Genomic DNA, 22,363 nt, shown 5'->3' with positions numbered 1-22,363 from the left:
TTTTATGTCAGTTTTCCTGTTCTTTGGGCTCCCCCTCGATTTCCTCTCCCTCCTCGTCCCGCTTTCGCAACCAGGCGGATACCAGCAGGGTGATGGGGATGGCGGCGCCGAATAGGATAATCTGAAGGGAGCGTGTGAAGTCCCTGCCCACGAACATCCAGGCGACGGCTCCGCCGTAGACCAGGGGAACAATGCAGCCCAAATACCAGTTGGAGGAGCCTCTGCCCCTTACCCAGGCCTGGATGACTACGGCGGCAAAGGCGAGGGTAAAAATGGCCCAGGAATTCACGACAAAACGCTCCTTTCAGCAGTAAAAAGTTACTCCAGATTCAGCTTGTTTTTCAAGATATAGCTGGTGCCCAGAAACATGAGGACGGTGGGGATTAGCAGCAGAGCGATGCCGGCCCATAGGGATAGGTGGCCGTCCAGATTTAGAGCCCAGTTCATCGGATACAGGGATAGGCGGTCCAGCACGTTCAGAATAAGGCTGCCCACGATGTCCAGTCCCATATAAGCAACCACGCTCATCAGTACCCGGTGGCGATGAAACAGGTGGCCAATCGCCATGGATAGATAGACCGAGGTGAATACCATGGCGAAAAATACCAAGATCATGACTAGAAATTCCACTAGGTAGAGAATGGAGTCAGGCTGTTCCATCAGCCCCTGGACGATCATCTTCCAAAAATCGAGATCAAAGAGATCGCTCCACTTTAAGGGCATCATCAAGAACAGGGCTAGCACTGCCACGACGGTATTGACTACGGTGACCACTAAAGCACACAACAACTTAGACAGTACAAGCTGCCATGGGTGGACTGGTAGGGTGTGCATCAGATACCCCTCGTCCCCCAGCAGACCACGGTAAAATCGGGTGAGTACGAACACGACGGAAGCAACAAACATGGAGAACATTACACCAAAAAATAGGGTGATGGAGATGATGGACATCCACTCCTGAGACACCACCCAGTTGGCCCCGCTATCGCTTGAGAAGGGTAGAGTGAAGCGGTTGATCAGACCAATGATGAGAGCCGCTGGCCAGATGATGGAAAACTGTTTCCACATGGAGCGAAAGTCATATTTCAAAAGTTTGAACAGCATCAGTACAGGCCTCCTTCCATGGGTTGGGTCCGAAAGATTTCACGGAACAGGGCGTCCACGCTCTTGCCCTGCCGCTCCCGGATGTCGTCCACTGTGCTGTGGAGCATAATCCTGCCACTTTTCAGAAAGATCACCTCATCCAGCACCTTCTCAATATCGGCGATCAGATGGGTGGAGATCAGGACAGTGCCATCCTCGTTGTAGTTGGTCAAAATGGTGTGCAGGATAAAGTCACGGGCAGCCGGGTCTACCCCGGCGATGGGCTCATCCAGCAGATAGAGTCGGGCCTTCCGGGCCATGACCAGCACCAACTGGACCTTTTCCTTGGTGCCCTTAGACATGGACTTCAGCTTATCCTTCGGCTCCACGCCTAGACTGCGGCACATGGCAAGGGCCTTGTCATAGTCGAAGTTTTGGTAGAAATCTCGGAACAGGTCGAAAAGATCCACCGCACGCATCCAGTTGGCAAAATACATCCGGTCGGGTAGATAGCTAACCATGGCCTTGGTCTCTGGCCCAGGGGCCTGACCGTCGATGGTCAGCCCACCGGTGGTGGGCTGGATCAAGCCGCACAGCAGCTTGATTAGAGTAGTTTTGCCACTGCCGTTGGGGCCAAGCAGGCCCACGATTCTCCCCTGGCCTACCTCCAGGTCCACACCGGACAGGGCGGCCTTGTGTCCATAAGCCTTCGACAGACCGTGACAGACGATCAGTTTTTCGTTCATTGTTCCTCCTCCTTCAGCATCGCCGTGGCCTCTTGCTGGGAGTAGCCCAGCTCTGCCATGGCGTGATAGTATTGGTTGACGACCACATGGGCCTCCGCCCTCCGTACCGCATCCAGTATAGCGGTGTCTTGGGTGACCAGCCGCCCCGCCGTCCGGTCCGCCTTGGCCAGACCGTCCTGCTCCAGCTGGGCCAGGGCCCGCTGCATAGTGTTGGGGTTGACCCCCGCCTCCGCCGCCAGCTCCCGCACTGGGGGCAGCTTGCTCCCAGGGGGATAGACCCCGGTGATGATGCGCCGGGTCATTTGCTCGGCCAGCTGGAGCCAGATGGGCCGGTCGTCATTGAGTTTCCATTCCATAGAGGCTCCCTCCTTGTACTATTGTATTAAGTGATTAGTACAATAATACATTCTGAGGGATTTGTCAAGCCCAAAATAAAAAATTTGTGTCTGTTCTGATTTGTTACCTATGTAACGGGTTTGTAGCCGCTTTGAAAGGAAATAGAGATGTTTTTCTGGGAGTAGGCGGTATAATAGTGTATCATGCCTGCATTTTCCCTTAGTCGAGGGCTTGGAAAAAGAGGTTCCAAACAGGACACGCCTTGTTTGATAAGGAGGATTACAATGAAACAATGGAAAAAACTGCTGCCCGCCCTGCTGTCGCTGGCCCTGCTGGTTTCCTGCGGACCGAAAAGGCCGGGCACCGACACCTCGGTCGGGGATGTGTCCGCCCCTGGCACGGCGGACCCCTTTGTATTCACCAGAGACAGCCTGCCCCGGCTGGATGGCTCCACCTCCACAGCGCCCATGGCCCAGGCCATGTGCGCGGTGCTGCTGGGGGAGGGGCGGGAGCAGGTGGCCGACCTGGTCCAGTTCTCCCGGACCACCCAGTCGTACCGAAATTTGATGGCAGGCGCCGCTGATTTGCTGTTGGCCGCCGAGCCGGCCCCAGAGGTGGCCCAGGAGTTGAAACAGGAGGGGGAGTGGCTGCTGACTCCCTTTGCCACGGACGCGCTGGTGTTTGTGGTCAACGAGGACAATCCGGTGGACAGCCTGACTACCGAGCAGGTGAGAAAGATATACACCGGCCAGATCACCAACTGGAAGGAGGTGGGAGGAGAGGACCTGGACATTATCCCCTTCCAGCGCAACAGCGAGGCTGGGAGCCAGACTCTGATGGAGAAGCTGGTTATGGACGGTCTGGAGATGATGGACGCCCCGGAAGCCTGGGTGCCCGACTCCATGATGGGGCTTCTGGAGGCGGTGCGGGAATATGACAACTCACCCTCCGCCATCGGCTACACCGTGTACTACTACGCCAATGATATGGAGATGGCCAAGGGGCTGAAGGTGCTGACCATCGACGGGGTGTCCCCCTCGGCCGAGGCCATTCAGGCTGGGGAGTACCCATTTTTAAACCCCTACTATGTGGCCATGGCCAAGGACCGGCCCCAGGACGACCCCACCCATATACTGTATAACTGGCTGCTGGGGCCAGATGGCCGGCGGCTGGCGGAGGAGCTGGGCTATGTCCCCGCCTCTGACGCTGGGGAGCCCCTTATCCCGGTAGAGGTGGACTGGTCAAAGCTGGATGAGCAGGAAAAGCCTCTGCCTGATATTGGCGGCCGCTGGTATCAGGAGCGTGTGGAGCAGCTTCGCCCCAGCCAGGAGTATGGTCAGCTCGTCCCCTTCGAGGGGGCGGCGGGCTACTTCTCCTGGCAGGCGGACAACTGGCCGGAAACGCTGATAGGGCTGATGACCACTGGCGGCAAGGTGGTCATGGACCCGGTGTGTAGCGAGATCAGCCGGCTGTATTATACAGATGACGCCGGGGACAGCCAGACCCTTCCAGTGTGGGAGCTGGAGAAGGGGGACCCGGAGCGGGGCAGCCCCGGTAACGGCGCCCTTATCGCCCTGGCAGCGCAGGACGGGAGCTGGGTCACTGAATTTAGGTACTGGGGTGTTAAGGGAACTCCGGTGGGTATTTTCGCGGGGGATGGGCACAAGCTCTATCTGCTGCGTCAGGAGGATGGAACAGAGAAGGCCTCCTGGTCATGGGACCAGCTTGGCATCGCCCGCCCGGAGAGCTTCCCCTGGTTTACCGGCGATGCATATGAAACCGCCCAGTGGTACGATGGCGGATTTTTCCTGGGCTGCTGGGGAGAGAACTGGGATAAAGCCCTTTTTTTGGACCCGGAAACGGGAGAAGTGACCGCTCTGGCTGCTCAGGATTGGTATGATAGGATACAGAAGCGATATCAGGACACTCTCTGGTGGGACAGCAAAACAGACGGCCAGGGCCAGGTCACTCTCACCTATGGGACGGACAGCTTTACCTTCCCCTCCCCCCTGCCGGAGGAGGAATTTCCCTATGTGGCCGGCGGGGACCGGGTGATCTTCAACGATACCCAGGGGGACCGGTGCGCTGTGTCCCTGCTGAACGGACAGGAGGTCCTGCCCGCCCAGGACGGCCAGGTAGAGGCCCTCCAGGGGGATGAGGCCAGCTGGCTGGCGGTGCGGAAGGACCAGGGCAGACAGTGGAACATCTACGACTGGAAAGGAGAGCTGTCCTGCACCCTGGAGGGGGAGGAGGACAGCTGGCTCTCCCTGTCCGGTCCCCTGCTGGAGCTGCGCTGCCGGAACTATACGGCCTATTATGAGCCGGAGAGCGGTACCTGTGTGTTCCGTACCTGGTTCTCCCTGGGGGACCGGGGCGGAGAGGCCCAGGAGCCCGCCGGCTGAGAATTGTAAATAATTTTTGAACCCTATTGCATTTTCCGCCTGACTGCGCTATCATATGGTTAGCACTCGGATATAACGAGTGCTAACCATTTTGTTTTCAAAAAATTTTTCATATACGGAGGCAGAAAATCATGGCAAAGAAGCAGTTTAAGGCCGAATCCAAGCGGCTGCTGGACCTGATGGTCAACTCCATCTATACCCATAAGGAGATCTTTCTCCGGGAGCTGATCTCCAACGCCAGCGATGCCGAGGACAAGCTGGCTTACAAATCGCTGACTGACGACACAGTAGAAGTAAAGCGGAAGGACCTGAAAATTACCATCGTCCCGGACAAGCAGATGCGCACCCTGACCATTTCGGACAACGGCATCGGGATGTCCAAGGAGGATTTGGAATCCAACCTGGGCACCATCGCCCGCAGCGGCTCCGGCCAGTTCAAGGCCGGACTGGCCGAAGACGACAAGGCCGCGGACAAGATCGACGTCATCGGCCAGTTCGGCGTGGGCTTTTACTCCGCCTTCATGGTGGCCGACCAGGTCACCGTTATCTCCCGTGCCTGGGGGAGCGAGGAGGCCTGGATGTGGCAGTCTGACGGGGCCGACGGCTATACTGTGACCCAGTGCGAGAAGGACGCCCCCGGTACAGATATCATCATGCATATCAAGGCCAGCGGCGAGGATGAGAACTACGATCAGTATTTGGAAACTTATAAATTACAGGAGCTTATCAAGAAATACTCCGATTATATCCGCTATCCCATTGTCATGGAGGTAGAGGACTATAGGAGGAAGGACAAGCCCGCTGACGCCCCCGAGGACTACAAACCGGAATGGGAGACCGTCAAGGAGTGGAAGACCCTCAACTCCATGGTCCCCCTGTGGCAGCGGCAGAAGTCCAAGGTGAAGCCGGAGGAGTACAACGCCTTCTATAAGGAGAAATTCGGAGATTGGCAGGATCCCCTGGCCGTCATCCACACCAGTGCTGAGGGGGCTGTGACCTATAAGGCCATGCTCTATATCCCCGCCCAGACGCCCTACGACTTCTATACAAGGGAGTATCAGAAGGGGCTCCAGCTCTATTCCTCCGGCGTGCTCATCATGGACAAGTGCGCCGACCTGCTGCCCGACCACTTCCGCTTCGTGCGGGGCGTAGTGGACTCCGCCGATTTTTCCCTGAACATCAGCCGGGAGGTGCTGCAGCACACCCGTCAGCTAAAGGTTATCGCCACCGCCCTGGAGAAAAAGATCAAGTCCGAGCTGCTGAAGATGCAAAAGGAAGACCGGGAGAAGTATGAGAAGTTCTGGGCCGCCTTCGGCGCCCAGCTAAAATACGGAGTGGTGGCGGAATACGGCGCTCACAAGGAGATGCTTCAGGATCTGCTGCTGTTCTGGTCCTCCAAGGAGGGCAAGAACACCACCCTGGCCGCCTATCAGGACCGCATGCCTGAGGACCAGCCTTACTACTACTACGCCTGCGGCGAGAGCGTGGACAAGATCGCCAAGCTGCCCCAGGTGGAGCGCATCATGGACAAGGGTTATGAGATCCTGTACTGCACCGAGGACGTGGATGACTTTGTCATGAAGGCCCTGGGTGAGGTGAACGGCAAGCAGTTCAAATCTGTCAGTGATGAGGACGCCCTCCCCCAGACGGAGGAGGAGAAGAAGGCGGCCGAAGAGAAGGCCGAAGCGGGTAAGGATGTGCTGGAGGCGGTGAAGGAGGCCTTGGGCGACCAGGTGAAGAACGTCCGCGTCTCCTCTATCTTGAAGTCTGGCGCCTGCTGTCTGTCAGCCGACGGCCCTGTTTCTTTGGAGATGGAAAAGTATATGAGCAAGCTGGAGGGGAGCGACCACCCCAAGGCCGACCGGGTGCTGGAGCTCAACCCCGATGCCGCCCCCTTCGCCGCCATCAAGAAGGCGGTGGACGCTGGGGATAAGGATACTGTGGCCAAGTATGCCAAGCTGCTCTACGGCCAGTCCCTGCTGATGGCGGGCCTGCCTCTGGAGGACCCGGCGGAGTATGCCCAGATGGTCTGCTCTCTGATGGTCTAAGGACGAAACGATAAGAAAAAGCCAGCCATGGAGGTTTGCTCCATGGCTGGCTTTCTGCTGTTTGGAGGGCCCGTCAATTCACAGTCAAGTAGTCAGCGGACACATAGCCGATGGCGGCCTGTCCGGCCCGGTTGAGATAGAGGACCTGATACCACCCGGCCTCCTGGCCCAGAATTACCACACAGGTCCCGTTGTCCAGCCCGCCGATGACGGGCCGGTCGGAGCCTGGGCCAGAGCGGACGTTAAGACCCAGCTCCGCGTCAGTGACCGTGCCGGTCTGGGCAGCCTGTTGGCAGAGAACGGTACAGCTGGCGGACAGGCCGTTCCAGCTGGCCGTGATGGTGACAGAGGCGGTGCCTGTCCCAGTGTAAAGGTTGGTCACCGCGCCTTTGGAGGAGACAGGAGCGGCGGAGGGATCGCTGCTGGTCCAGGAGATCTCCGCTCCCTCCCAGGCCGGGGCGAGGGAGGCAGTGAGCGGGACGCTCTCACCGGACTTTAGAGTGACCTCGTTGTGGTCCAGGGTCAGCGTATACTGGCTGGGGTCGGGGAGCTGGGGCTCTATGGGCTCCTCAGGATCGACGGGGCCCTCTGGGTCCACCGGCTCCTCAGGCTCCACGGGATCTACCGGCTCCTCCGGGCCGGTGGGCACATCCTGTATGGGGGTGTAGGTGAGGGCCTTATAGAGTAGGGCGGCCATCTCGGCACGGGTCAGATAGCCTTGGGGATCGATGCCGTCGCCCTTGCCGCTGATCACGCCTTGGGCGACCAGAGTGGCGGTATGTCCCTTGGCGTAGTCGGCGATCCGGTCACGGTCGGCGAACTGGTCCAGAACAGACAAGCTGGCGTCTGGGCAGTCCTTGCCCAGCAGAGGAAGGACCTGGCGCAAGATGGTAAAAGCCTGCTCCCGGGTAATGGGGGCGCCTGGAGAATAGGCGCCGTCCCCGGTGCCGGAGGCTAGGCCTACGCTCTGGCCCCAGGACAGGGCGGTATAGTAGTAATCAGTGGGAGCTACATCGGTGAAGGTGCAGTCCTGGGTGACGGCAGGCTTGCCCATGGCATTGTACAGCATCAGCATGAAATCGCCTCGGCGGATCTGGAGGTCACGGCCAAACTCAGTAGCGGAGATGCCGCCCACGATGCCGTGGGTGTAGCAGTAATCCACGGCGGTATAGGCCCAGTGGTCCTCCGTCACATCGGTATGGACATTGGTCATGGAAATTGCGATGGTCTGGGTCTTTCCGCCAGCAGAGGCGGTGATGGAGCCGGTGCCCCCAGTCTTGGAGGCGGTGAACAGACCGTTCTCATCCACGGTCCCCACGTCCCCCTCTGTGGTCCAGGTGACGGCGGTCCAGTCCCGGAGGGCGGTGCGGCCCCAGTAACTGCCGGTGACGGCCAGTTGGACCTGTTCTCCAGGCTCAACAGACAGAGAAGTGATGGGAGAGGCGCTGCCCTCCTTGGAAATGACCAGTTCAGTCAGGTGGTCCACCACATGGATCTGGGCCTCTCCCTCTACATCCAGGTCCCTGGAGCGCAGACGGAGGGTGTCGGTGCCGGCCCTGTCGCCGGCGGTGTATACCCCGCCCTCCACTTCGCCCAGGTCCTCCCTGGAGGTGATGGTCAGGTCACGGAGCTCTCGGTCCAGAAGGTTCAGCCCTTCGTCCAGCACAGCGGCATCCGGCAGGGTGAGGGAGGTGCCCGTCAGAAGGGTGAGGCCGTTTTGCGTCAGGGCCAGCTGGTCCGGCCGGCCGTCCCCCTCCCGGTCTGTGACCAGCAGCAGATAGGTGGCGCAGCTTCGGGGCTTGCCGTCAGAGGGCAGGTTGAGAACAGCGGGCCCCGTTTGTCCCGGCAGCCAGAGGGAGATGGCGGTGGAGCCGCCCCCATCCAGATTGACGGCCCAGACGCAGCCCCGCCGGATCATCTCCTCCGCCAGATCCTTCTGGGACAGGCCGGAGGAGTAGCCGGACTGGCGGCCATCCACGGCGTAGACCAGCAGAGTGCCGTCCTCCTTCATGCCCAGGGCGGTCCTGGGCTGACGGCCGTCCTTGGCATAGGTCCACTGGGATGAGTCGGTAAGCTGGCCGTCCCACACCATAATGTCCCCCACACCTCCGGCCCACTGGGCATGAGATAGGGCCTCATCCTCGCAGGAGGTGGTCAGGGTGATCCGGTCGCCCACCTGGAAGGACTGAAAGACGGACAGATAGCCGGAGGCATCGGCGGCGGTAAGGATGTACTCCCCATCGCCAATGGCGAGGGGCTGGTCAGACTGGAGCAGCTCCGTCACCTCCAGCTCCAGGGTGCTATTGACCGTGAGGGGCTCGTCCTCCTCCATCAGAGCCATCCGTACATACCAGCCAGGGGTGGAGGTACGGGTGGATACAGCGGAGAAGTCCTGGTTGAGCAGGTAGATGCCCCCTGACTCGCTGCGCCATTTGTTCAGGTGGGAGGGCTTCACCGTGCTGTTGTCCCGCTGGTTGACCAGAGTGAGGGATACCGACGGCCCATCTACCAGGGAGACTTGACCATCGGTGATGATCATGGCGTCCTCGTGCTCCGGGCTGGACTTGTAGACACCGTCCTCGATAACGATGCCGATGGGCACGCCGGAGGCGGTGGAGAAGAAGTCGGTGTTTACCGCGCCTAGTACATGGTAACCCAGCTCCTGGGCATAGGTGACAGCTCGGTTGATGGTGGCGGCGCCGTAAACAGTGCCAGCAGCCTGAAGCAGGATGGGGTAGGCGTCGCTGTCCTTCTCCAGCTCCAGGGAAAAGCTCTCCACCCGGCGCTCGCTGTTGTCGGTGATGGTGTTGCGGTAAGTCAGACCATCCACCAGGTCGATGGAGGTCTGCAGCTTCTGTTCCCCAGCGTGGGCATAGACGGTGGGGAGGGCCAGCGCCAGGGCTAGGACCAGGGCGGCCGCCCGGTGGGATAGGGATCTGACGGTATGTTTTTTCATGGGTACTCCTTTGTAATATGTAAACCGATTGAATATGGCCTATTATAGCAGACACAAAAATCGGATTCAATGGAAAAAGAAAGAAAGTTGCGGGAAAGGAGATGTTTACAAATCGTTCAGGATCAGATGGTTGAAAAAGGGATATTCTTGGTGTACAATAAATCAGTTGTACTAATATTGCGCAGGGAACGGAGGAAGAAGCCTTGGAGGATCGGCACAGCGCCACAAGGACGATCAGCGCCGTTATGGCCATCACTCTGCTGGGAAAAGTGATGGGACTGTACCGGGACCACCTGCTGGCCGTGCATTACGGTATGGGTATGGAGGCCAACGCCTTCTATACCGCCAGCCGAATCCCACGGGTATTCTTTGACGCGGTATTCGCCTCGGCCATCGCCGCTTGCTTTATCCCGGTGTTCAGCGAGTATCTGGAACAGAAGGGAAAGAAGGAGGCCTACCGCTTCGCGGGCTGCTTTATTACCATCATCGCCCTGCTCACCGGCGTTCTTACTTTGGCGGGGATGGCCTTTCCCCAGCCGTTGGTGGCCCTCTTTGCCGACTATGAGGACCCACAGACTACGGCCTTGGCAATTTCTTTGACTAGGACCATGTTTCCCACGGTTCTGTTTTCCGGCGTGGCCTTCTCCTTGGTCGGAGTGCTCCAGGCCCAGGACCACTTCACCGCCCCCGCCCTCATGTCCGCCCTATCCAACCTGGTTATTATCGCCTACTTTCTGTTTCTGGACCAGTCTATGGGCATCTATGGTCTGGCGCTGGCCTATCTGTTGGGCTGGTTCCTCCAGGGGCTGATCCAGGTCCCGCCGCTTAGGAGGCTGGGCTACCAGTATCGGCCGGGATTGGACTTCCGGTCTCCGGGGATGAAAAAGGTGTTTGCGCTGATGGGGCCGGTGATGGTGTCCACCTGGGTCCAGCCCATCAATCTGGTCATCAATTCCCGATTCGGTTCCCGGCTATACGGGGGGGCGGGTGTGTCCGCTATGGAGTATTCCACCAACCTGTATCTGGTTATTGCCGGTACCTTTATCCTGTCGATCACCAATGTGATCTTCCCTAAGCTGTCCCGGCTCACCGCCGGCGGACAGCAGGGGGATTTCCGGGATACCCTCCGCCAGACCGTCCACAGCAGTTTGTTTTTCGTACTGCCCATGGCCGCGGGGCTGATGGCGGTAGCCAGACCCCTGGTGTCCTTCCTCTACGGAGGGGGGGAGTTTGGGCAGCGGGCAGTGGAAGTCACCGCCAGCGCCCTATCCTGGATATCCCTGGGCATGGCGGGCTATGCGCTTCAGAATATTCTAAGCCGGGCCTACTTCGCTCGGCAGCAGGGGAGAGGGCCCCTGGTAGCGGGCGCCCTGTCCATCGGGGTGAATCTCCTGCTGTGCATGGCCTTGGTCGGCCCGCTGGAGGTCCGGGGGCTGGCCATCGCCTCCGCGGTCTCCTCCACGGTGTACGCGCTGCTGCTGATCGTTCCCATGGAGCGGGAAGGTCAGGGATTCCTGGACCGGGCCCTGTGCCTGGACTTCTTCAAAATGCTGGCTGCCGCCGCGGTTACGGGGCTGACCGCTTGGCTGCTTTTGGGATGGCTTGGATCGGTCCTGCCTGCCGGAAAGATGGGAGAGCTGCTCTCCCTGGCCCTGTGCGCCGGAGGCGGCGTGGCCGTCTATTTCGGCGTTACCCTGTCCATGGGCATGGAGGAGGCCGCCATGACGGCGGCCCTGATCAAACGTCTATTAAAGAGAGGATAAGGGATGGAACAGATGAAGCAAGTGTTGTCCGCCAGCCTGGTCTGGCGGTGGCTGACGGCGGTATGCCTGTGGTTTAGCCGCCAATGGGAGCGGAGCGGACTGGTCCAGTGGTTCCTCCACCCGGCGGGGTGGAATAGAGCCTCGTCCGAGCGGAGCGTCTTTTTCAAGCTCTGGTCCCTGGTGCGGAGGGGCCTGTGCTGGCTCTATGATAAGCTGAGGCTGGAAAAGCTCTTTGCCGGGAGCATCTTTACCAGAACCTGGCTGTGGTGCGCGATCCCGGTGGTGCTGGCCCCGATGCTGGCCGTGTCCCGCCCCTCTCTGATAACCATGGGGCTGGCGGCCATCGGCTATGCCTCTCTGCTGCTCAATTTGGTCCGGGACAGGGAGCGTCAGTTGGCCTGGTCCCCGGTCAACAAGTATATCATCCTCTACGCCGGCGTTTATCTGGCGGGCACTCTTTTCTCGGTGGACCTTGAGAGCAGCCTTCAGCCCGGCCTGCTGTCGGTGGCCTTCATTCTGTTCTCTATCGTGGTGTACAACGGGGTGACCAACCGAAACCAGTTGGACACGCTGGTGGCCCTGATGGTGCTGGCTGGGGCCATCGTGTCCGCTTACGGCATCCTCCAGTATATCTTCCGCTGGGGCTACCAGTCCGCCGCCTGGGTGGACAGCGATATGTTCTCCAGCATCCAGTTCCGGGTGCCCTCCACTTTGGAGAATCCCAATATGCTGGGGCAGTATCTGATCCTGCTTATCCCACTGGGGGGAGCCAAGCTGCTGGGGGCCAAGGACTGGCTGAACCGGGTCTTTTACCTCGCCTGCTGCTCTGTCATGTGCGTTTGCATGATCCTCACCTTCTCCAGAGGGGCCTGGCTGGGGCTCCTGTTTGCGGGGCTGGTCTTTGTCCTGCTCCTCAATCCCAGACTGCTCCTGCTGGCCCCCTTTGTCATGGTAGCCCTCTATTTCGTCCTACCGGATACGGTGATCTCCCGGTTTACCAGTATCGGAAACCTCACTGATAACTCCACCTCCTACCGGGTGTATATCTGGATAGGCGTACTGGCCATGCTGAAGGATTACTGGCTGTGTGGTATTGGGCCGGGGGACGGGGCCTTCAACATGGTCTATCCCGCTTACAGCTATAACACCATTGTGGCCCCCCACTCCCATAACCTATTCCTCCAGATGGTGTGCGACGCGGGTATCTGTGCCCTGGTGGTCTTTCTTCTGCTGCTGTTCAACTTCTTCCGGGATATGTGCTCTGCCATCGGCAAGGAAAAGAACTGGACCAGCCGGGTTCTTCAAATCGGCATTACGGCCGGAGTATGCGGCTTTATGGTCCAGGCCATGACGGATTACTCCTTCTATAACTACCGAGTCATGTTCCTGTTTTGGGCTTATCTGGCCCTGGGCGGTCTGGCTGCCCGGCGGGGGCAGCTCCCGGAGGGGAGGCTGCTGGTATGATCCGTGTGCTGAACATCATCAGTGATACCAATATCGGCGGGGCGGGCCGGGTCATCCTGAACTATTTGAGCTATGCCGACCGCTCCCAATATGAAACGATGGTGGCCATCCCCAGGGGAAGCATGTTAAAGGAGCCCTTGGAACAGGCGGGCGCCCAGGTCTACGAGGTGGACGGCATGGCGGACCGCTCTTACCACAGGGACGATGTGAAAGTGCTCAAAGAGCTGATCAGGCGGATCAAGCCCGATCTGGTCCACACCCATGGGGCCCTGTCGGGCCGCATCGCCGCCAAGGGCCTCCATGTACCTGTGGTGTACAGCCGGCACTCTGCCTTCCCGGTCCCGGCCAAGATAAAGTATCCGCCCGGCCGTTGGGTCAACAAGCTGGTCAACGAGCACTTTGCCGACCATATCATCGCCGTCAGCCCGGCTACCCGGGACAACCTGACCGAGGGGGGGATTTCCCCCAAAAAGATTACCGTGGTGATGAACGGCGTGGCCCCGGTGGAGGAGACCGGGCCAGAGGACCGCGCCAAGCTCCGGCAGGCGCTTTCCATCCCTCCGGACACGGTGGTATTCGGCATCCTGGCCCGGATCGAGGACTATAAGGGCCACCTGTATTTGGTTCACGCCGCAAAGCTGTTAAAGGAGCAAGGGCGCAGCGGCTTCCGGGTCCTCATCGCCGGTACTGGCTCCTTTGAGGAAGATGTGGCCCGGGCTGTGGTGGAGATGGGCGTGGAAGACGTGGTCCAGATGCTGGGCTTCCGCGCCGACGTGGCCGCCCTGCTGAATATCCTGGACGTGCAGCTCAACGCCTCCTACGGCACCGAGGCCACCAGCCTGGCCCTGCTGGAGGGGATGAGCCTGGGCCTGCCTACCATCGCCAGCGACTACGGGGGAAACCCCTGGCTGGTGACCGATGGGGAGAACGGCCTGCTATTTCCAAGCCGAGACAGCCAGAGCATGGCCAAGGCCATGGCCTATCTGATGGATAGGCCGGAGGAGCGCCGGGAGATGGGCCGTCAGGCCAGAGAGCGGTTCCAAACCAGCTTTACCGGTCAGGTGTTTGCCAAAAATATTGAGAACGTCTACCAAGGCGTGCTGAAAGGAGATCCTCATGGAAGAAAATAAGTACAAGTTCCGTCTGCGGCTCAATCTGTTTGATGGCATCATTTTGGTGGTGGCCCTGGCGGTGGCCGCGGTCCTGCTGTGGATGGCCGTAAAGCCCCAGGCCGTTTCCAACGAGTCGTCAACTGCCGCCGCTACGGTCCGGTACACTATCCGCTTTCAGCGATGGATCGAAGGGACCGGCTCCATCATTCAGCCGGGGGACAAGCTGGTAGACAACATCAAGAACAACGAACTGGGCCAGGTGGTGTCCACCCAGGCGGTCCCCGCCCAGACACAGCTTCTGGACCAGGAGAGCCACAGCTATGTACTGGCCGACGTGCCAGGCTATGAGGATATCCTTGTAACGGTAGAGGCCCCCTGTACAGTCAGCGAGGAGGCGGTCATCCTGGGCAGCAATTTCCAACTGCTGGTGGGGTCCACCGCCTATATCCGGGGCGAGGGCTATATGGCCAGCGGCCCCATTATCTCCATTGAACGGGAGGGACAGGAATGAAGCTCATTGACCGGGAGGGCCGGCTGTTCGGCAAGATCAGCATTATCGACGTGCTGGTCCTGGCCGTCGTTATCGTGATGGCTGTGGCCCTGTATGTAAAGACGAATCACCGTGAGATCACCAGCACCACCACCTCGGACACCCCCTTTACTTACCAGATCCTGGTCAGCGGGGTCCGGGGCTATGTGGCCGACGCCATCCGGGAGAAGGACATGCTGTATGACGTGGACAACAGCAGCGGCGGTGCCCTGGGAGAAATCACTGACATTCAGGTGATGGAGGGGGCCAAGCTGGCCGAATATGACGACGGCACCATGGAGATGACTCCCGTGGAGGACGGCGTCAACCTGCTGCTTACCGTAGAGGGCAGGGGCATCATCAGCGACGGCCGCTATCTAGTCAACCGGGTGTATGACCTTGGTGTCAACTCCGCCCGCAACTACCACACGCCCTATGCCCAGTTCACCGGAACAGTGGTAGCCATCGATTGAATATGACCTGGAGAGGAGGGACCCAATGAAGATCCTCATGGCCACCATGGGCATGAACATCGGTGGGGCGGAGACACATATCCTGGAGCTGTCCAAGGAGCTGAAGCACCAGGGGCACGATGTTATCATCGTATCCAATGGAGGTGTCTATGTGCCGGAGATCGAGGCGGCCGGCATCCGCCACTACCAGGCGCCCATGCACCGCCGGGGCTTTCGGGAGATGCGCCGTTCCCGGACCATTCTCCGTGACATCATTAGCAGGGAGAGGCCGGACGTGGTCCATGCCCATGCCCGGATCCCGGCGTTCCTGTGCGGCAGCCTGCAAAAACGGATGGGGTTCCCCTTTGTGACCACTGCCCACTGGGTCTTTGATACCAGCGGCATCCTGCGCTATCTGACCAACTGGGGCCAGCGGACCGTGGCGGTGTCCGAGGATATCAAGGAGTACCTGATCCGGGAGTACGGTCTGCCCCCGGAGCATATCTCTGTGACCATCAACGGCATCGATACAGAGAAGTTCTCCCCCGCTGTTTCGGGGGAGCGGGTCATCCGGGAGTTCGGGCTGGACACCTCCCGGCCCATCCTCTCTTATGTCAGCCGGATGGATGCCGACCGGGCTCTGGTGGCCCGGCAGCTCATCCAGATCGCTCCGGAGCTGGATCGGGCGATCCCCGGCATCCAGCTGCTCATCGCCGGGGGCGGCAACGTCTTTGACGAGCTGAAGGCGCTGGCCGATCAGACCAACCAAAGGCTGGGCCGCAACTGTATTACCATGACAGGCCCCCGGACAGACATCAACGAGATCGTGGCCGCCGGCGACCTTTTTGTGGGGGTATCCCGGGCGGCGCTGGAGGCCATGTCCGCCGCCAAGCCTGTCATCGTGGCGGGCAACGAGGGTTATCACGGCCTGTTTGGCCCGGACAAGCTGACCGAGGCACAGGCGGGCAACTTCTGCTGCCGAGGCCTGCCTGTGTCGAGACCGGAGACCTTGCTGGCCGACGTGTCTGCGGCGTTCTCCCTGACGTGGGAGGAGCGGGAGCGGTTGGGGGCCTATGGCCGCCAGGTCATCTTTGACCACTATTCCGTCCGCCGCATGGCCAGCGACTGTCTAACCATGTATGAGCAGGTCCGCCGCCGGAAATATCGGGTAGTTATGAGCGGCTACTACGGCTTTTCCAACGCTGGGGACGACGCCATTTTGGAGTCCATCCAGCAGGCCATCCATGAGGCCAGCGACGAGGTGGCCGTCACCGTCCTGTCCAATGACCCGGACCTGACCCGGCGGCAGTACGGGCTGGATGCCATTCCCAGATTTCGAATGTGGCGGGTATTCTCCGCCCTGCGCCGAAGTGACGCCCTGCTGTCCGGGGGAGGAAGTCTGCTCCAGGACACCACCTCCACCCGGTCCCTGTTTTACTATCTGTCTGTCATCCGCTGCGCCGAGCTGCTGGGCAAGCCGGTGATGCTGTACGCCAACGGTATCGGTCCGGTCCATAAGCCGGCCAACCGCCGGAGGGTGAAGCGGGTGGTGGAGCGGGCCGCCCTGGTCACCCTAAGAGACCACAGCTCCGCCAGGGAGTTGCGGGACATGGGCGTGACGCGGGACGATATCAGAGTTACCGCCGACCCGGTGTTCCACCTGGCTCCTGCGGGGGAGGCGCGGTGCGCCCAGCTTCTGTCCGGCACCGGCATTCCAAACGGCAGGCCTTTTGTGGCGGTGTCCGTCCGTGGCTGGCCCGGTACGGGAGAGTTCCCCAGGGAGCTGGCCCGGCTGTGCGACCACCTGCACCAGGCCCATGGTCTGGAGATGCTCTTTTTGCTCATGCAGCCCGATAAGGACCGGGAGGCCACCCGGCAGGTGAGAGAGCGGATGAGCACTCCCTCCTATGTGCTGGATGCTCCCTGTACCCCACGGGAGCTGATGGGGGTGCTGGGGAAGGCGAAGCTCTGTCTGGCCATGCGCCTGCACACCCTGATCTTCGCCGCCCGGATGGCGGTACCCTCCATGGGACTGGTCTACGACCCCAAGGTGGACAGCTACCTGCGGGAGCTGGACCTGCCGGCGGCCGGAAATGTAGACCAATTTGACGGAGGAGAGGCCATCCGCCGGGCGGACCAGATGCTGGCCGACTACGACGGGGTACTGTACCGGCTGAAGATACGATCCGGGGAGCTGGCACAAGAGGCCAGAGAGAATGAGCGGCTGCTGCTGAAGCTGCTGGAAGAGAGTAAGCGGTAAAGACAGCGGGGGTCGGGCCTGTGTCCCAGCCCCCGCTTTTTGAAGGGAACGCTATGGAATACTACTTTGCCCCTATGGAGGGGATCACCGGCGGGGAGTTCCGCCGGGTCCACCACCGACACTTTTTCGGGGTGGACAAATACTATATGCCCTTTATCAGTCCCACCAGGGAGCACCTGTTCACCCAGCGGGAGCGGCGGAATATAGACCCGGAGGTCAACCGGGGCATCCCGGCAGTCCCTCAGCTTCTGACCAAAAGCGCCGAAGACTTCCTCTGGGCGGCTAATGCTCTGGGAGAGATGGGATATGAGGAGGTCAACTTGAACCTGGGCTGCCCCTCCGGCACCGTGGTAGCGAAAGGAAAAGGGGCGGGGATGCTGGCCCATCCTGAGGAGCTGGACCGATTTTTAGATCAGGTATTTGGCGGCGTCCGGGTGAAGGTGTCGGTCAAGACAAGGCTGGGTCTGGAGTCGCCGGAGGAGTTTGGACCTCTCCTGGAGATATTCGAAAAATACCCCCTCCATCTGCTCATCATTCATCCCCGTGTGCGGAAAGATTTTTATTCCGAGCCTGTTCGGATCGAGGCATTTTCCAGGGCGCTGGAGATGTACAGCGGGCCTGTGTGCTACAATGGCGGGCTGGTGACGGCGGAGGGATGCTGCCGTTTTCAGGAGCGATTCCCCCAGGTGGATCGGGTAATGATCGGACAGGGGCTGCTGGCTGACCCGGCCCTGGCGGCCAAGGCCAAGGGGGAACCGCCGCCGGACAGGAAAGTTCTGCGGGCCTTCCACGACGGGCTGTATCAGACCTATTTGGAGGCCTTCGGCAGCCAGCGCAATACGGTGTTCCACATGAAGGAGCTGTGGAGCTACCTGTGTCGTCTGTTCGAGGGCGGGGACAGACTGTTCAAGGACATCAGAAAGGCCCAGGACAGCAGGGACTATGAAGGGGCCGTGGCCCGTGTCTTTGGGGAACTGCCCATGCGCAAGGACGCGCTATGGGAATAAAAGGGGACCGCGCAACCTTGGCGCGGCCCCCTTTTTGTCTTTTTTCACAAAAGGGATAAGACACTGCTGTCCCCGAATTCTAGGACCCGGATGGTCCTGCGCAGGTGGGACTCCATGGCCAGCCGGGTGCCCTGGGGGTCCCGATTCCGGAGAAAACTGGTAATCAGGGCGTTGTCCTGGATCACCATATCGGGCAGAGAGGGGTAGGAGCCCACCATCCGCCAGGTGGAGGTGACCGCCCGGTTGAGGATGGGCACGAGTTGCTCCATGAACTGGTTGTGGGAGGCCGCCACAAAGGCGTGGTGGAAGTCCACGTCGGCGCTGTCCCAGTCCCTGCCGGAGCGAATCCGCCGGGCAACCTCGTCAGCACAATGGAAGATGTGGTCCAGCTCCTCCTGAGTGCCCCGATGGCAGGCCAGCATGGCGGTAGTGGGCTCGATCATCAAACGAATCTCGAACAGATCCTGGAGGCGAACCTGGACCGTTTCCAACTGGGGCAGGCCAATATCCTGACTGATGGTGGTCCGTGGTGCTACAAAGGTGCCCAGCCCCCGCCGTACCTCCACATAGCCCTGAGCGGCCAGGAAACGCACCGCCTCCCGGACAGTGGTGCGGCTGACCCCGAACAGGGCGCACAGCTCCGTTTCGTTGGGGAGCTTGGATCCAGGGCAAAGCTCCGGGTCGGAAATAATCATCTGGAACAGACGGTCAGCGGTCTGATCGGTCAGTTTTTTTGATGTAATCCTAGCCATAGACCCACTCCCCCGTTAAAATATACAATGATTATGCCACAGATGTAGAATTTTTGCAAGCCTCTTGACATACTACATCTTAAGATATATTATGACATCATACAATAAGTAATAAAATAATATGTCTAAAGGGAGGGGGCAACAATGGACAGAATGGAGTGGCTGGAGCAGAGCCGCTTGACCGTAGTCGTGGGATACAGTGGCAGCGGAAAGACAGAGTTCTCCGTCAATCTGGCCCTGGCCCTGGCCCGGCAGGGAAAGCGGACTGCCCTGGCCGACCTGGATGTGGTCAACCCTTACTTCCGCTCCAGGGAGCGGAGAGATCTGCTCTCCCACGAGGGGGTGCGGCTCATTGCTACCTCCCAGGCATGTGTGGACGCCGACGTGCCGGCCATGCCGGCGGAGGTGAACGTTCTGTTCCAGGATCAGGACCTCTGGGGTGTGCTGGATATCGGCGGGGGCGGCGTAGGGGCACGGGTACTGGCCCGATATCGGCCGCAACTGCTGGGGTCCCAATGCCGGGTCCTATTTGTCCTCAACGCCCGCCGGCCTCAGACACGAGACGTGGAAGGAGCTCTGGCCAGTCTGGAGGAGATCCAGGCGGTCACCGGATTGAGAGTGACCGGACTGGTAGACAACACCCACCTGTGCCGGGAAACAGAGCTGGCCGACCTAGAGGCGGGAGCGGCCCTGGCCCGAACAGTTTCTAGCCAGACCGGCCTGCCGGTGGTATGCCATGTGATCCAGGAGGAACTGATCGACCAGGCAGAGGGGATGCCGGGCCCCCTGTTCCCCGTCCGGCTGTACATGAATAGACCATGGGAAATGGATGAATAAAAAGGAGGAGTGTCCCTATGCAAGCAAGATTGACCTTTGACCGGGACCGGTGTAAGGGCTGCGAGCTGTGTATTTCCGTCTGTCCCAAGCACATTTTAGCCCTGGATATGACCTCGGCCAATGTGAAGGGCTATCACCCGGCCGGAGTCACCGACCTGAGCCAGTGCATCGCCTGCGCCAGCTGCGCCAGGATCTGTCCAGACTCGGTGATTACTGTGGAAAAAGAGTAAGGGGGAAGAAGAAAATGGCAAAAGAACTTTGGAAGGGGAACGAGGCCATCGCTCAGGCGGCTATCCGAGCCGGCTGCGACTGCTTCTTCGGATACCCCATCACACCCCAGAATGAGATACCGGAATATATGTCCCTCCATATGCCCAAACTGGGCCGGGTCTTTGTCCAGTCTGAGTCAGAGGTAGCCGCCATCAACATGGTGTACGGCGCCGCCTCCTCCGGTAAGCGGGCCATGACCTCATCCTCCTCTCCGGGCGTCAGCCTGAAGCAGGAGGGCATCAGCTACCTGGCCGGCGCGGAGCTGCCCGCCGTGATCGTTAACGTGATGCGGGGCGGCCCCGGCTTGGGGTCCATCCAGCCCTCCCAGGCCGACTACTACCAGGCCACCCGTGGCGGCGGGAATGGCGACTACCGCACCATCGTTCTGGCTCCCTGCAACATCCAGGAGGCTGTGGATTTGACACAAGAGGCATTTGACTTGGCCGACTGCTACCGCAATCCAGTGGTGGTGCTGGCTGACGGTATGATCGGCCAGATGATGGAGCCCATCGAATGGCACGATATCCCCAAGCGGGAACTGCCCTCCAAGGACTGGGCGGCAAGCGGACGAAACGGAAGGGCCCACAACAACTTCGTTACCTCCCTGTTCATCGAGGCCCAGGCCTGCGAGGAGCACGACCTGGCCATCCAGGCCAAGTATGACTTGATTGAGGAGCGGGAGATCCGCTGGGAGGAGAAGAACACCCAGGACTGCCAGGTGCTGCTGGTGGCCTATGGCACGCCCTCCCGCATTGCCATGTCCGCCATCGAGCAGCTGGCGGAGCGGGGAGTCAAAGCCGGTCTGTTCCGACCCATTACCCTGTGGCCCTTCCCCTATGCGGCGCTGAAAAAGGCAGCCAGTCAGGCCAGCGTCCAGGCTGTGCTGACCGTGGAGATGAGCCTGGGGCAGATGGTAGACGATGTTCGTCTGGCTGTCGAGGGGGAAAAGCCTGTTTATTTCGAGGGCCGTGCCGGCGGCAGCATTCCCACGCTGACCCAGATCGTGGACGCGGCTGAACGGGCGCTGAAGGGAGGCAAGTAAGATGACGACTGTATATAAAAAGACTGCCGGCCTCCAGGATACGGAGCTACACTACTGCCCTGGATGCAGCCATGGCATTGTACATAAGCTGATTGGTGAGGTCATGGAGGAGCTGGGCATTATCGACAGCACCATCTGTGTGTGCCCTGTTGGCTGTTCTGTCTTTGCGGGCAGTTACTTCGCCTGCGACGCTGTCGAGGCCGCCCACGGCCGGGCTCCCGCTGCCGCCACCGGCATCAAGCGGACCCACCCGGACCAGCCTGTGTTCACCTATCAGGGGGACGGCGACCTGGCCTCTATCGGCGCCGCTGAAATCGTCCACGCCGCTATGCGGGGCGAGAAATTCACTACCATCTTTATCAACAACGCCATCTATGGCATGACGGGCGGCCAGATGGCGCCCACTACCCTGATCGGCCAGCGGGCCACCACCGCGCCCATGGGCCGGACAGAGGAACTCCACGGCAAGCCCATACGGGTGGCTGAGATGCTGTCCACTCTGGACGGCCTGGTATACGCGGAGCGGGTGTGCGTGGCCGATATCCCCAACATTGTCAAGGCCAAAAAGGCCATCAAGAAGGCATTTACCAAGCAGATGAACAACGAGGGATTCACCTTCGTGGAAGTGCTGTGTGCCTGCCCTACCAACTGGGGCATGACCACCCTGGATGCTAACCGCTGGGTGCTGGATAAGATGGCGGAGTATTATCCTTTGGGCGTCATCAAGGAGGTGGCTGACCAGTGAAAAAGGAGATCGTGATTGCCGGCTTCGGCGGTCAGGGCGTTATGTCCATCGGCAAATCTTTGGTAGAGGCCGGATTGGAGGAGGGGCTGGAGGTTTCCTGGGTCCCGTCCTACGGCCCGGAGATGCGGGGCGGTACCGCAAACTGTTCTGTCATCATGTCCGATGAGCCTGTGGGCTCCCCCATCGTCTATCACCCCACGGAGCTCATTGCCATGAACGGCCCTTCTTTGAAGAAGTTTGAGGACGAGGTGGTCCCCGGCGGCACCGTCTTTTTGAACAGTTCCATTATCAAGGAAAAGGTGGACCGGGAAGACCTGCGTGTTATCCAAGTCCCCTGCGACACCATTGCCAACGAGCTGGGCAACGGAAAGGTGGCCAACATGGTTATGCTAGGCGCCTATATCGCCGCCACCGGCGCCCTGAAGGCGGATACTCTGCGGGAGATGATCCGGCAGATGTTCACTGGGCCTAAGGCCAAGCTGGTGGACCTGAACATGACCGCTTTGGCCAGGGGCATGGAGTGCGTCTGAACTGCGAAAATCGAAGAGAGGAGCGGGAC

20 protein-coding genes are annotated in these 22,363 nt (G+C 59.9%); 14 read left to right on the top strand and 6 right to left on the bottom strand.

Features of this window, described 5'->3' with window-relative positions; translation table 11 throughout:
- Positions 1–7: 7 nt before the first annotated feature.
- From OCV64_RS12420 to OCV64_RS12405, 4 genes are read right to left on the bottom strand one after another with little or no spacing between them, the layout of a single operon-like run.
- The gene (locus tag OCV64_RS12420) at positions 8–289 is read right to left on the bottom strand and encodes a hypothetical protein (RefSeq protein ID WP_147573117.1); all 282 of its coding nucleotides are present in this window, start codon (positions 287–289) and stop codon (positions 8–10) included.
- A gap of 29 nt (positions 290–318) precedes the next feature.
- Positions 319–1,104 (bottom strand): hypothetical protein, encoded by a 786-nt coding sequence (locus OCV64_RS12415; RefSeq protein ID WP_147573119.1) that lies wholly within the window; start codon positions 1,102–1,104, stop codon positions 319–321.
- Positions 1,104–1,829: an ABC transporter ATP-binding protein gene (locus OCV64_RS12410; protein ID WP_186851801.1), complete on the bottom strand. Its 726-nt coding sequence runs from the start codon at positions 1,827–1,829 to the stop codon at positions 1,104–1,106. Before OCV64_RS12410 ends, OCV64_RS12415 begins: the two co-directional genes overlap by 1 nt.
- Complete coding sequence (locus OCV64_RS12405; protein WP_262670209.1) at positions 1,826–2,185, bottom strand: GntR family transcriptional regulator; 360 nt, start codon at positions 2,183–2,185, stop codon at positions 1,826–1,828. The genes OCV64_RS12410 and OCV64_RS12405 overlap by 4 nt, the downstream gene beginning before the upstream one ends.
- 264 nt (positions 2,186–2,449) lie before the next feature.
- Between OCV64_RS12405 and OCV64_RS12400 the strand changes: the two genes are divergently transcribed.
- Both OCV64_RS12400 and htpG read left to right on the top strand, forming a co-directional pair.
- A complete protein-coding gene (locus OCV64_RS12400) occupies positions 2,450–4,567 on the top strand; it encodes a PstS family phosphate ABC transporter substrate-binding protein (protein ID WP_262670208.1) in 2,118 nt (705 codons plus the stop codon).
- A gap of 131 nt (positions 4,568–4,698) precedes the next feature.
- Positions 4,699–6,615, top strand: a complete 1,917-nt coding sequence (htpG, locus tag OCV64_RS12395; RefSeq protein WP_262670207.1) for a molecular chaperone HtpG — start codon at positions 4,699–4,701, stop codon at positions 6,613–6,615.
- A gap of 73 nt (positions 6,616–6,688) precedes the next feature.
- Here htpG and OCV64_RS12390 read toward each other — a convergent pair whose 3' ends face one another.
- Positions 6,689–9,571 (bottom strand): phosphodiester glycosidase family protein, encoded by a 2,883-nt coding sequence (locus OCV64_RS12390; RefSeq protein ID WP_262670206.1) that lies wholly within the window; start codon positions 9,569–9,571, stop codon positions 6,689–6,691.
- 203 nt (positions 9,572–9,774) lie between these two features.
- Between OCV64_RS12390 and murJ the strand changes: the two genes are divergently transcribed.
- Genes murJ through OCV64_RS12355 form a run of 7 tightly spaced genes read left to right on the top strand, consistent with a single transcriptional unit; the run spans position 9,775 to position 18,158 of the window.
- Positions 9,775–11,334 carry a murein biosynthesis integral membrane protein MurJ gene (gene murJ, locus OCV64_RS12385; RefSeq protein ID WP_262670205.1) on the top strand — a complete coding sequence of 520 codons (1,560 nt, stop codon included), beginning with the start codon at positions 9,775–9,777 and terminating at the stop codon, positions 11,332–11,334.
- Positions 11,335–11,337: 3 nt separating this feature from the next.
- On the top strand, positions 11,338–12,798 hold the full coding sequence (locus OCV64_RS12380; protein WP_262670204.1) for an O-antigen ligase family protein: 1,461 nt from the start codon (positions 11,338–11,340) through the stop codon (positions 12,796–12,798).
- On the top strand, positions 12,795–13,928 hold the full coding sequence (locus tag OCV64_RS12375) for a glycosyltransferase family 4 protein (RefSeq protein ID WP_262670203.1): 1,134 nt from the start codon (positions 12,795–12,797) through the stop codon (positions 13,926–13,928). Before OCV64_RS12380 ends, OCV64_RS12375 begins: the two co-directional genes overlap by 4 nt.
- Positions 13,915–14,421: a DUF4330 domain-containing protein gene (locus OCV64_RS12370; protein WP_262670202.1), complete on the top strand. Its 507-nt coding sequence runs from the start codon at positions 13,915–13,917 to the stop codon at positions 14,419–14,421. Before OCV64_RS12375 ends, OCV64_RS12370 begins: the two co-directional genes overlap by 14 nt.
- Positions 14,418–14,912: a DUF4330 domain-containing protein gene (locus tag OCV64_RS12365; protein ID WP_147573139.1), complete on the top strand. Its 495-nt coding sequence runs from the start codon at positions 14,418–14,420 to the stop codon at positions 14,910–14,912. Before OCV64_RS12370 ends, OCV64_RS12365 begins: the two co-directional genes overlap by 4 nt.
- Positions 14,913–14,937: 25 nt before the next feature.
- Positions 14,938–17,151, top strand: a complete 2,214-nt coding sequence (csaB, locus tag OCV64_RS12360; RefSeq protein WP_262670200.1) for a polysaccharide pyruvyl transferase CsaB — start codon at positions 14,938–14,940, stop codon at positions 17,149–17,151.
- A 53-nt stretch (positions 17,152–17,204) separates the two neighbouring features.
- Positions 17,205–18,158, top strand: coding sequence for a tRNA dihydrouridine synthase (locus tag OCV64_RS12355; protein WP_147573143.1), 954 nt, complete (start codon positions 17,205–17,207; stop codon positions 18,156–18,158).
- Positions 18,159–18,202: 44 nt separating this feature from the next.
- On the opposite strand, the gene OCV64_RS12350 is transcribed toward OCV64_RS12355, so the two are convergent.
- Entirely contained in the window at positions 18,203–18,910 is a 708-nt protein-coding gene (locus OCV64_RS12350; RefSeq protein WP_147573145.1) for a FadR/GntR family transcriptional regulator, read from the bottom strand.
- Between the two features lie 144 nt (positions 18,911–19,054).
- Here OCV64_RS12350 and OCV64_RS12345 point away from each other — a divergent pair, with 144 nt between their 5' ends.
- Genes OCV64_RS12345 through OCV64_RS12325 form a run of 5 tightly spaced genes read left to right on the top strand, consistent with a single transcriptional unit; the run spans position 19,055 to position 22,334 of the window.
- A complete protein-coding gene (locus OCV64_RS12345; RefSeq protein WP_262670199.1) occupies positions 19,055–19,747 on the top strand; it encodes a nucleotide-binding protein in 693 nt (230 codons plus the stop codon).
- A 17-nt stretch (positions 19,748–19,764) separates the two neighbouring features.
- Positions 19,765–19,977 (top strand): 4Fe-4S dicluster domain-containing protein, encoded by a 213-nt coding sequence (locus OCV64_RS12340; RefSeq protein WP_147573147.1) that lies wholly within the window; start codon positions 19,765–19,767, stop codon positions 19,975–19,977.
- 14 nt (positions 19,978–19,991) lie between these two features.
- Positions 19,992–21,059, top strand: coding sequence for a 3-methyl-2-oxobutanoate dehydrogenase subunit VorB (locus tag OCV64_RS12335; RefSeq protein WP_262670198.1), 1,068 nt, complete (start codon positions 19,992–19,994; stop codon positions 21,057–21,059).
- Position 21,060: 1 nt separating this feature from the next.
- A complete protein-coding gene (locus OCV64_RS12330) occupies positions 21,061–21,804 on the top strand; it encodes a thiamine pyrophosphate-dependent enzyme (protein ID WP_147573151.1) in 744 nt (247 codons plus the stop codon).
- On the top strand, positions 21,801–22,334 hold the full coding sequence (locus OCV64_RS12325; RefSeq protein ID WP_147573153.1) for a 2-oxoacid:acceptor oxidoreductase family protein: 534 nt from the start codon (positions 21,801–21,803) through the stop codon (positions 22,332–22,334). The genes OCV64_RS12330 and OCV64_RS12325 overlap by 4 nt, the downstream gene beginning before the upstream one ends.
- Positions 22,335–22,363: the final 29 nt, after the last annotated feature.

The organism is Muriventricola aceti (assembly GCF_025567565.1).
Lineage (GTDB): Bacteria > Bacillota > Clostridia > Oscillospirales > Oscillospiraceae > Lawsonibacter > Lawsonibacter aceti.
Note: the sequence above shows the minus strand (reverse complement) of the source record. Positions and strands in the feature narration are given on the sequence as shown.

What these genes read in the sequence shown, in the direction of transcription:
- OCV64_RS12330 (WP_147573151.1), top strand. Translation starts at nt 21,061, where the DNA reads ATGACGACTGTATATAAAAAGACTGCCGGCCTCCAGGATACGGAGCTA.
- OCV64_RS12375 (WP_262670203.1), top strand. Translation starts at nt 12,795, where the DNA reads ATGATCCGTGTGCTGAACATCATCAGTGATACCAATATCGGCGGGGCG.
- OCV64_RS12335 (WP_262670198.1), top strand. Translation starts at nt 19,992, where the DNA reads ATGGCAAAAGAACTTTGGAAGGGGAACGAGGCCATCGCTCAGGCGGCT.
- OCV64_RS12365 (WP_147573139.1), top strand. Translation starts at nt 14,418, where the DNA reads ATGAAGCTCATTGACCGGGAGGGCCGGCTGTTCGGCAAGATCAGCATT.
- OCV64_RS12410 (WP_186851801.1), bottom strand. Translation starts at nt 1,829, where the DNA reads ATGAACGAAAAACTGATCGTCTGTCACGGTCTGTCGAAGGCTTATGGA.
- OCV64_RS12400 (WP_262670208.1), top strand. Translation starts at nt 2,450, where the DNA reads ATGAAACAATGGAAAAAACTGCTGCCCGCCCTGCTGTCGCTGGCCCTG.
- OCV64_RS12415 (WP_147573119.1), bottom strand. Translation starts at nt 1,104, where the DNA reads ATGCTGTTCAAACTTTTGAAATATGACTTTCGCTCCATGTGGAAACAG.
- htpG (WP_262670207.1), top strand. Translation starts at nt 4,699, where the DNA reads ATGGCAAAGAAGCAGTTTAAGGCCGAATCCAAGCGGCTGCTGGACCTG.
- OCV64_RS12345 (WP_262670199.1), top strand. Translation starts at nt 19,055, where the DNA reads ATGGACAGAATGGAGTGGCTGGAGCAGAGCCGCTTGACCGTAGTCGTG.
- OCV64_RS12380 (WP_262670204.1), top strand. Translation starts at nt 11,338, where the DNA reads ATGGAACAGATGAAGCAAGTGTTGTCCGCCAGCCTGGTCTGGCGGTGG.
- OCV64_RS12350 (WP_147573145.1), bottom strand. Translation starts at nt 18,910, where the DNA reads ATGGCTAGGATTACATCAAAAAAACTGACCGATCAGACCGCTGACCGT.
- OCV64_RS12390 (WP_262670206.1), bottom strand. Translation starts at nt 9,571, where the DNA reads ATGAAAAAACATACCGTCAGATCCCTATCCCACCGGGCGGCCGCCCTG.
- csaB (WP_262670200.1), top strand. Translation starts at nt 14,938, where the DNA reads ATGAAGATCCTCATGGCCACCATGGGCATGAACATCGGTGGGGCGGAG.
- OCV64_RS12405 (WP_262670209.1), bottom strand. Translation starts at nt 2,185, where the DNA reads ATGGAATGGAAACTCAATGACGACCGGCCCATCTGGCTCCAGCTGGCC.
- OCV64_RS12370 (WP_262670202.1), top strand. Translation starts at nt 13,915, where the DNA reads ATGGAAGAAAATAAGTACAAGTTCCGTCTGCGGCTCAATCTGTTTGAT.
- OCV64_RS12355 (WP_147573143.1), top strand. Translation starts at nt 17,205, where the DNA reads ATGGAATACTACTTTGCCCCTATGGAGGGGATCACCGGCGGGGAGTTC.
- OCV64_RS12340 (WP_147573147.1), top strand. Translation starts at nt 19,765, where the DNA reads ATGCAAGCAAGATTGACCTTTGACCGGGACCGGTGTAAGGGCTGCGAG.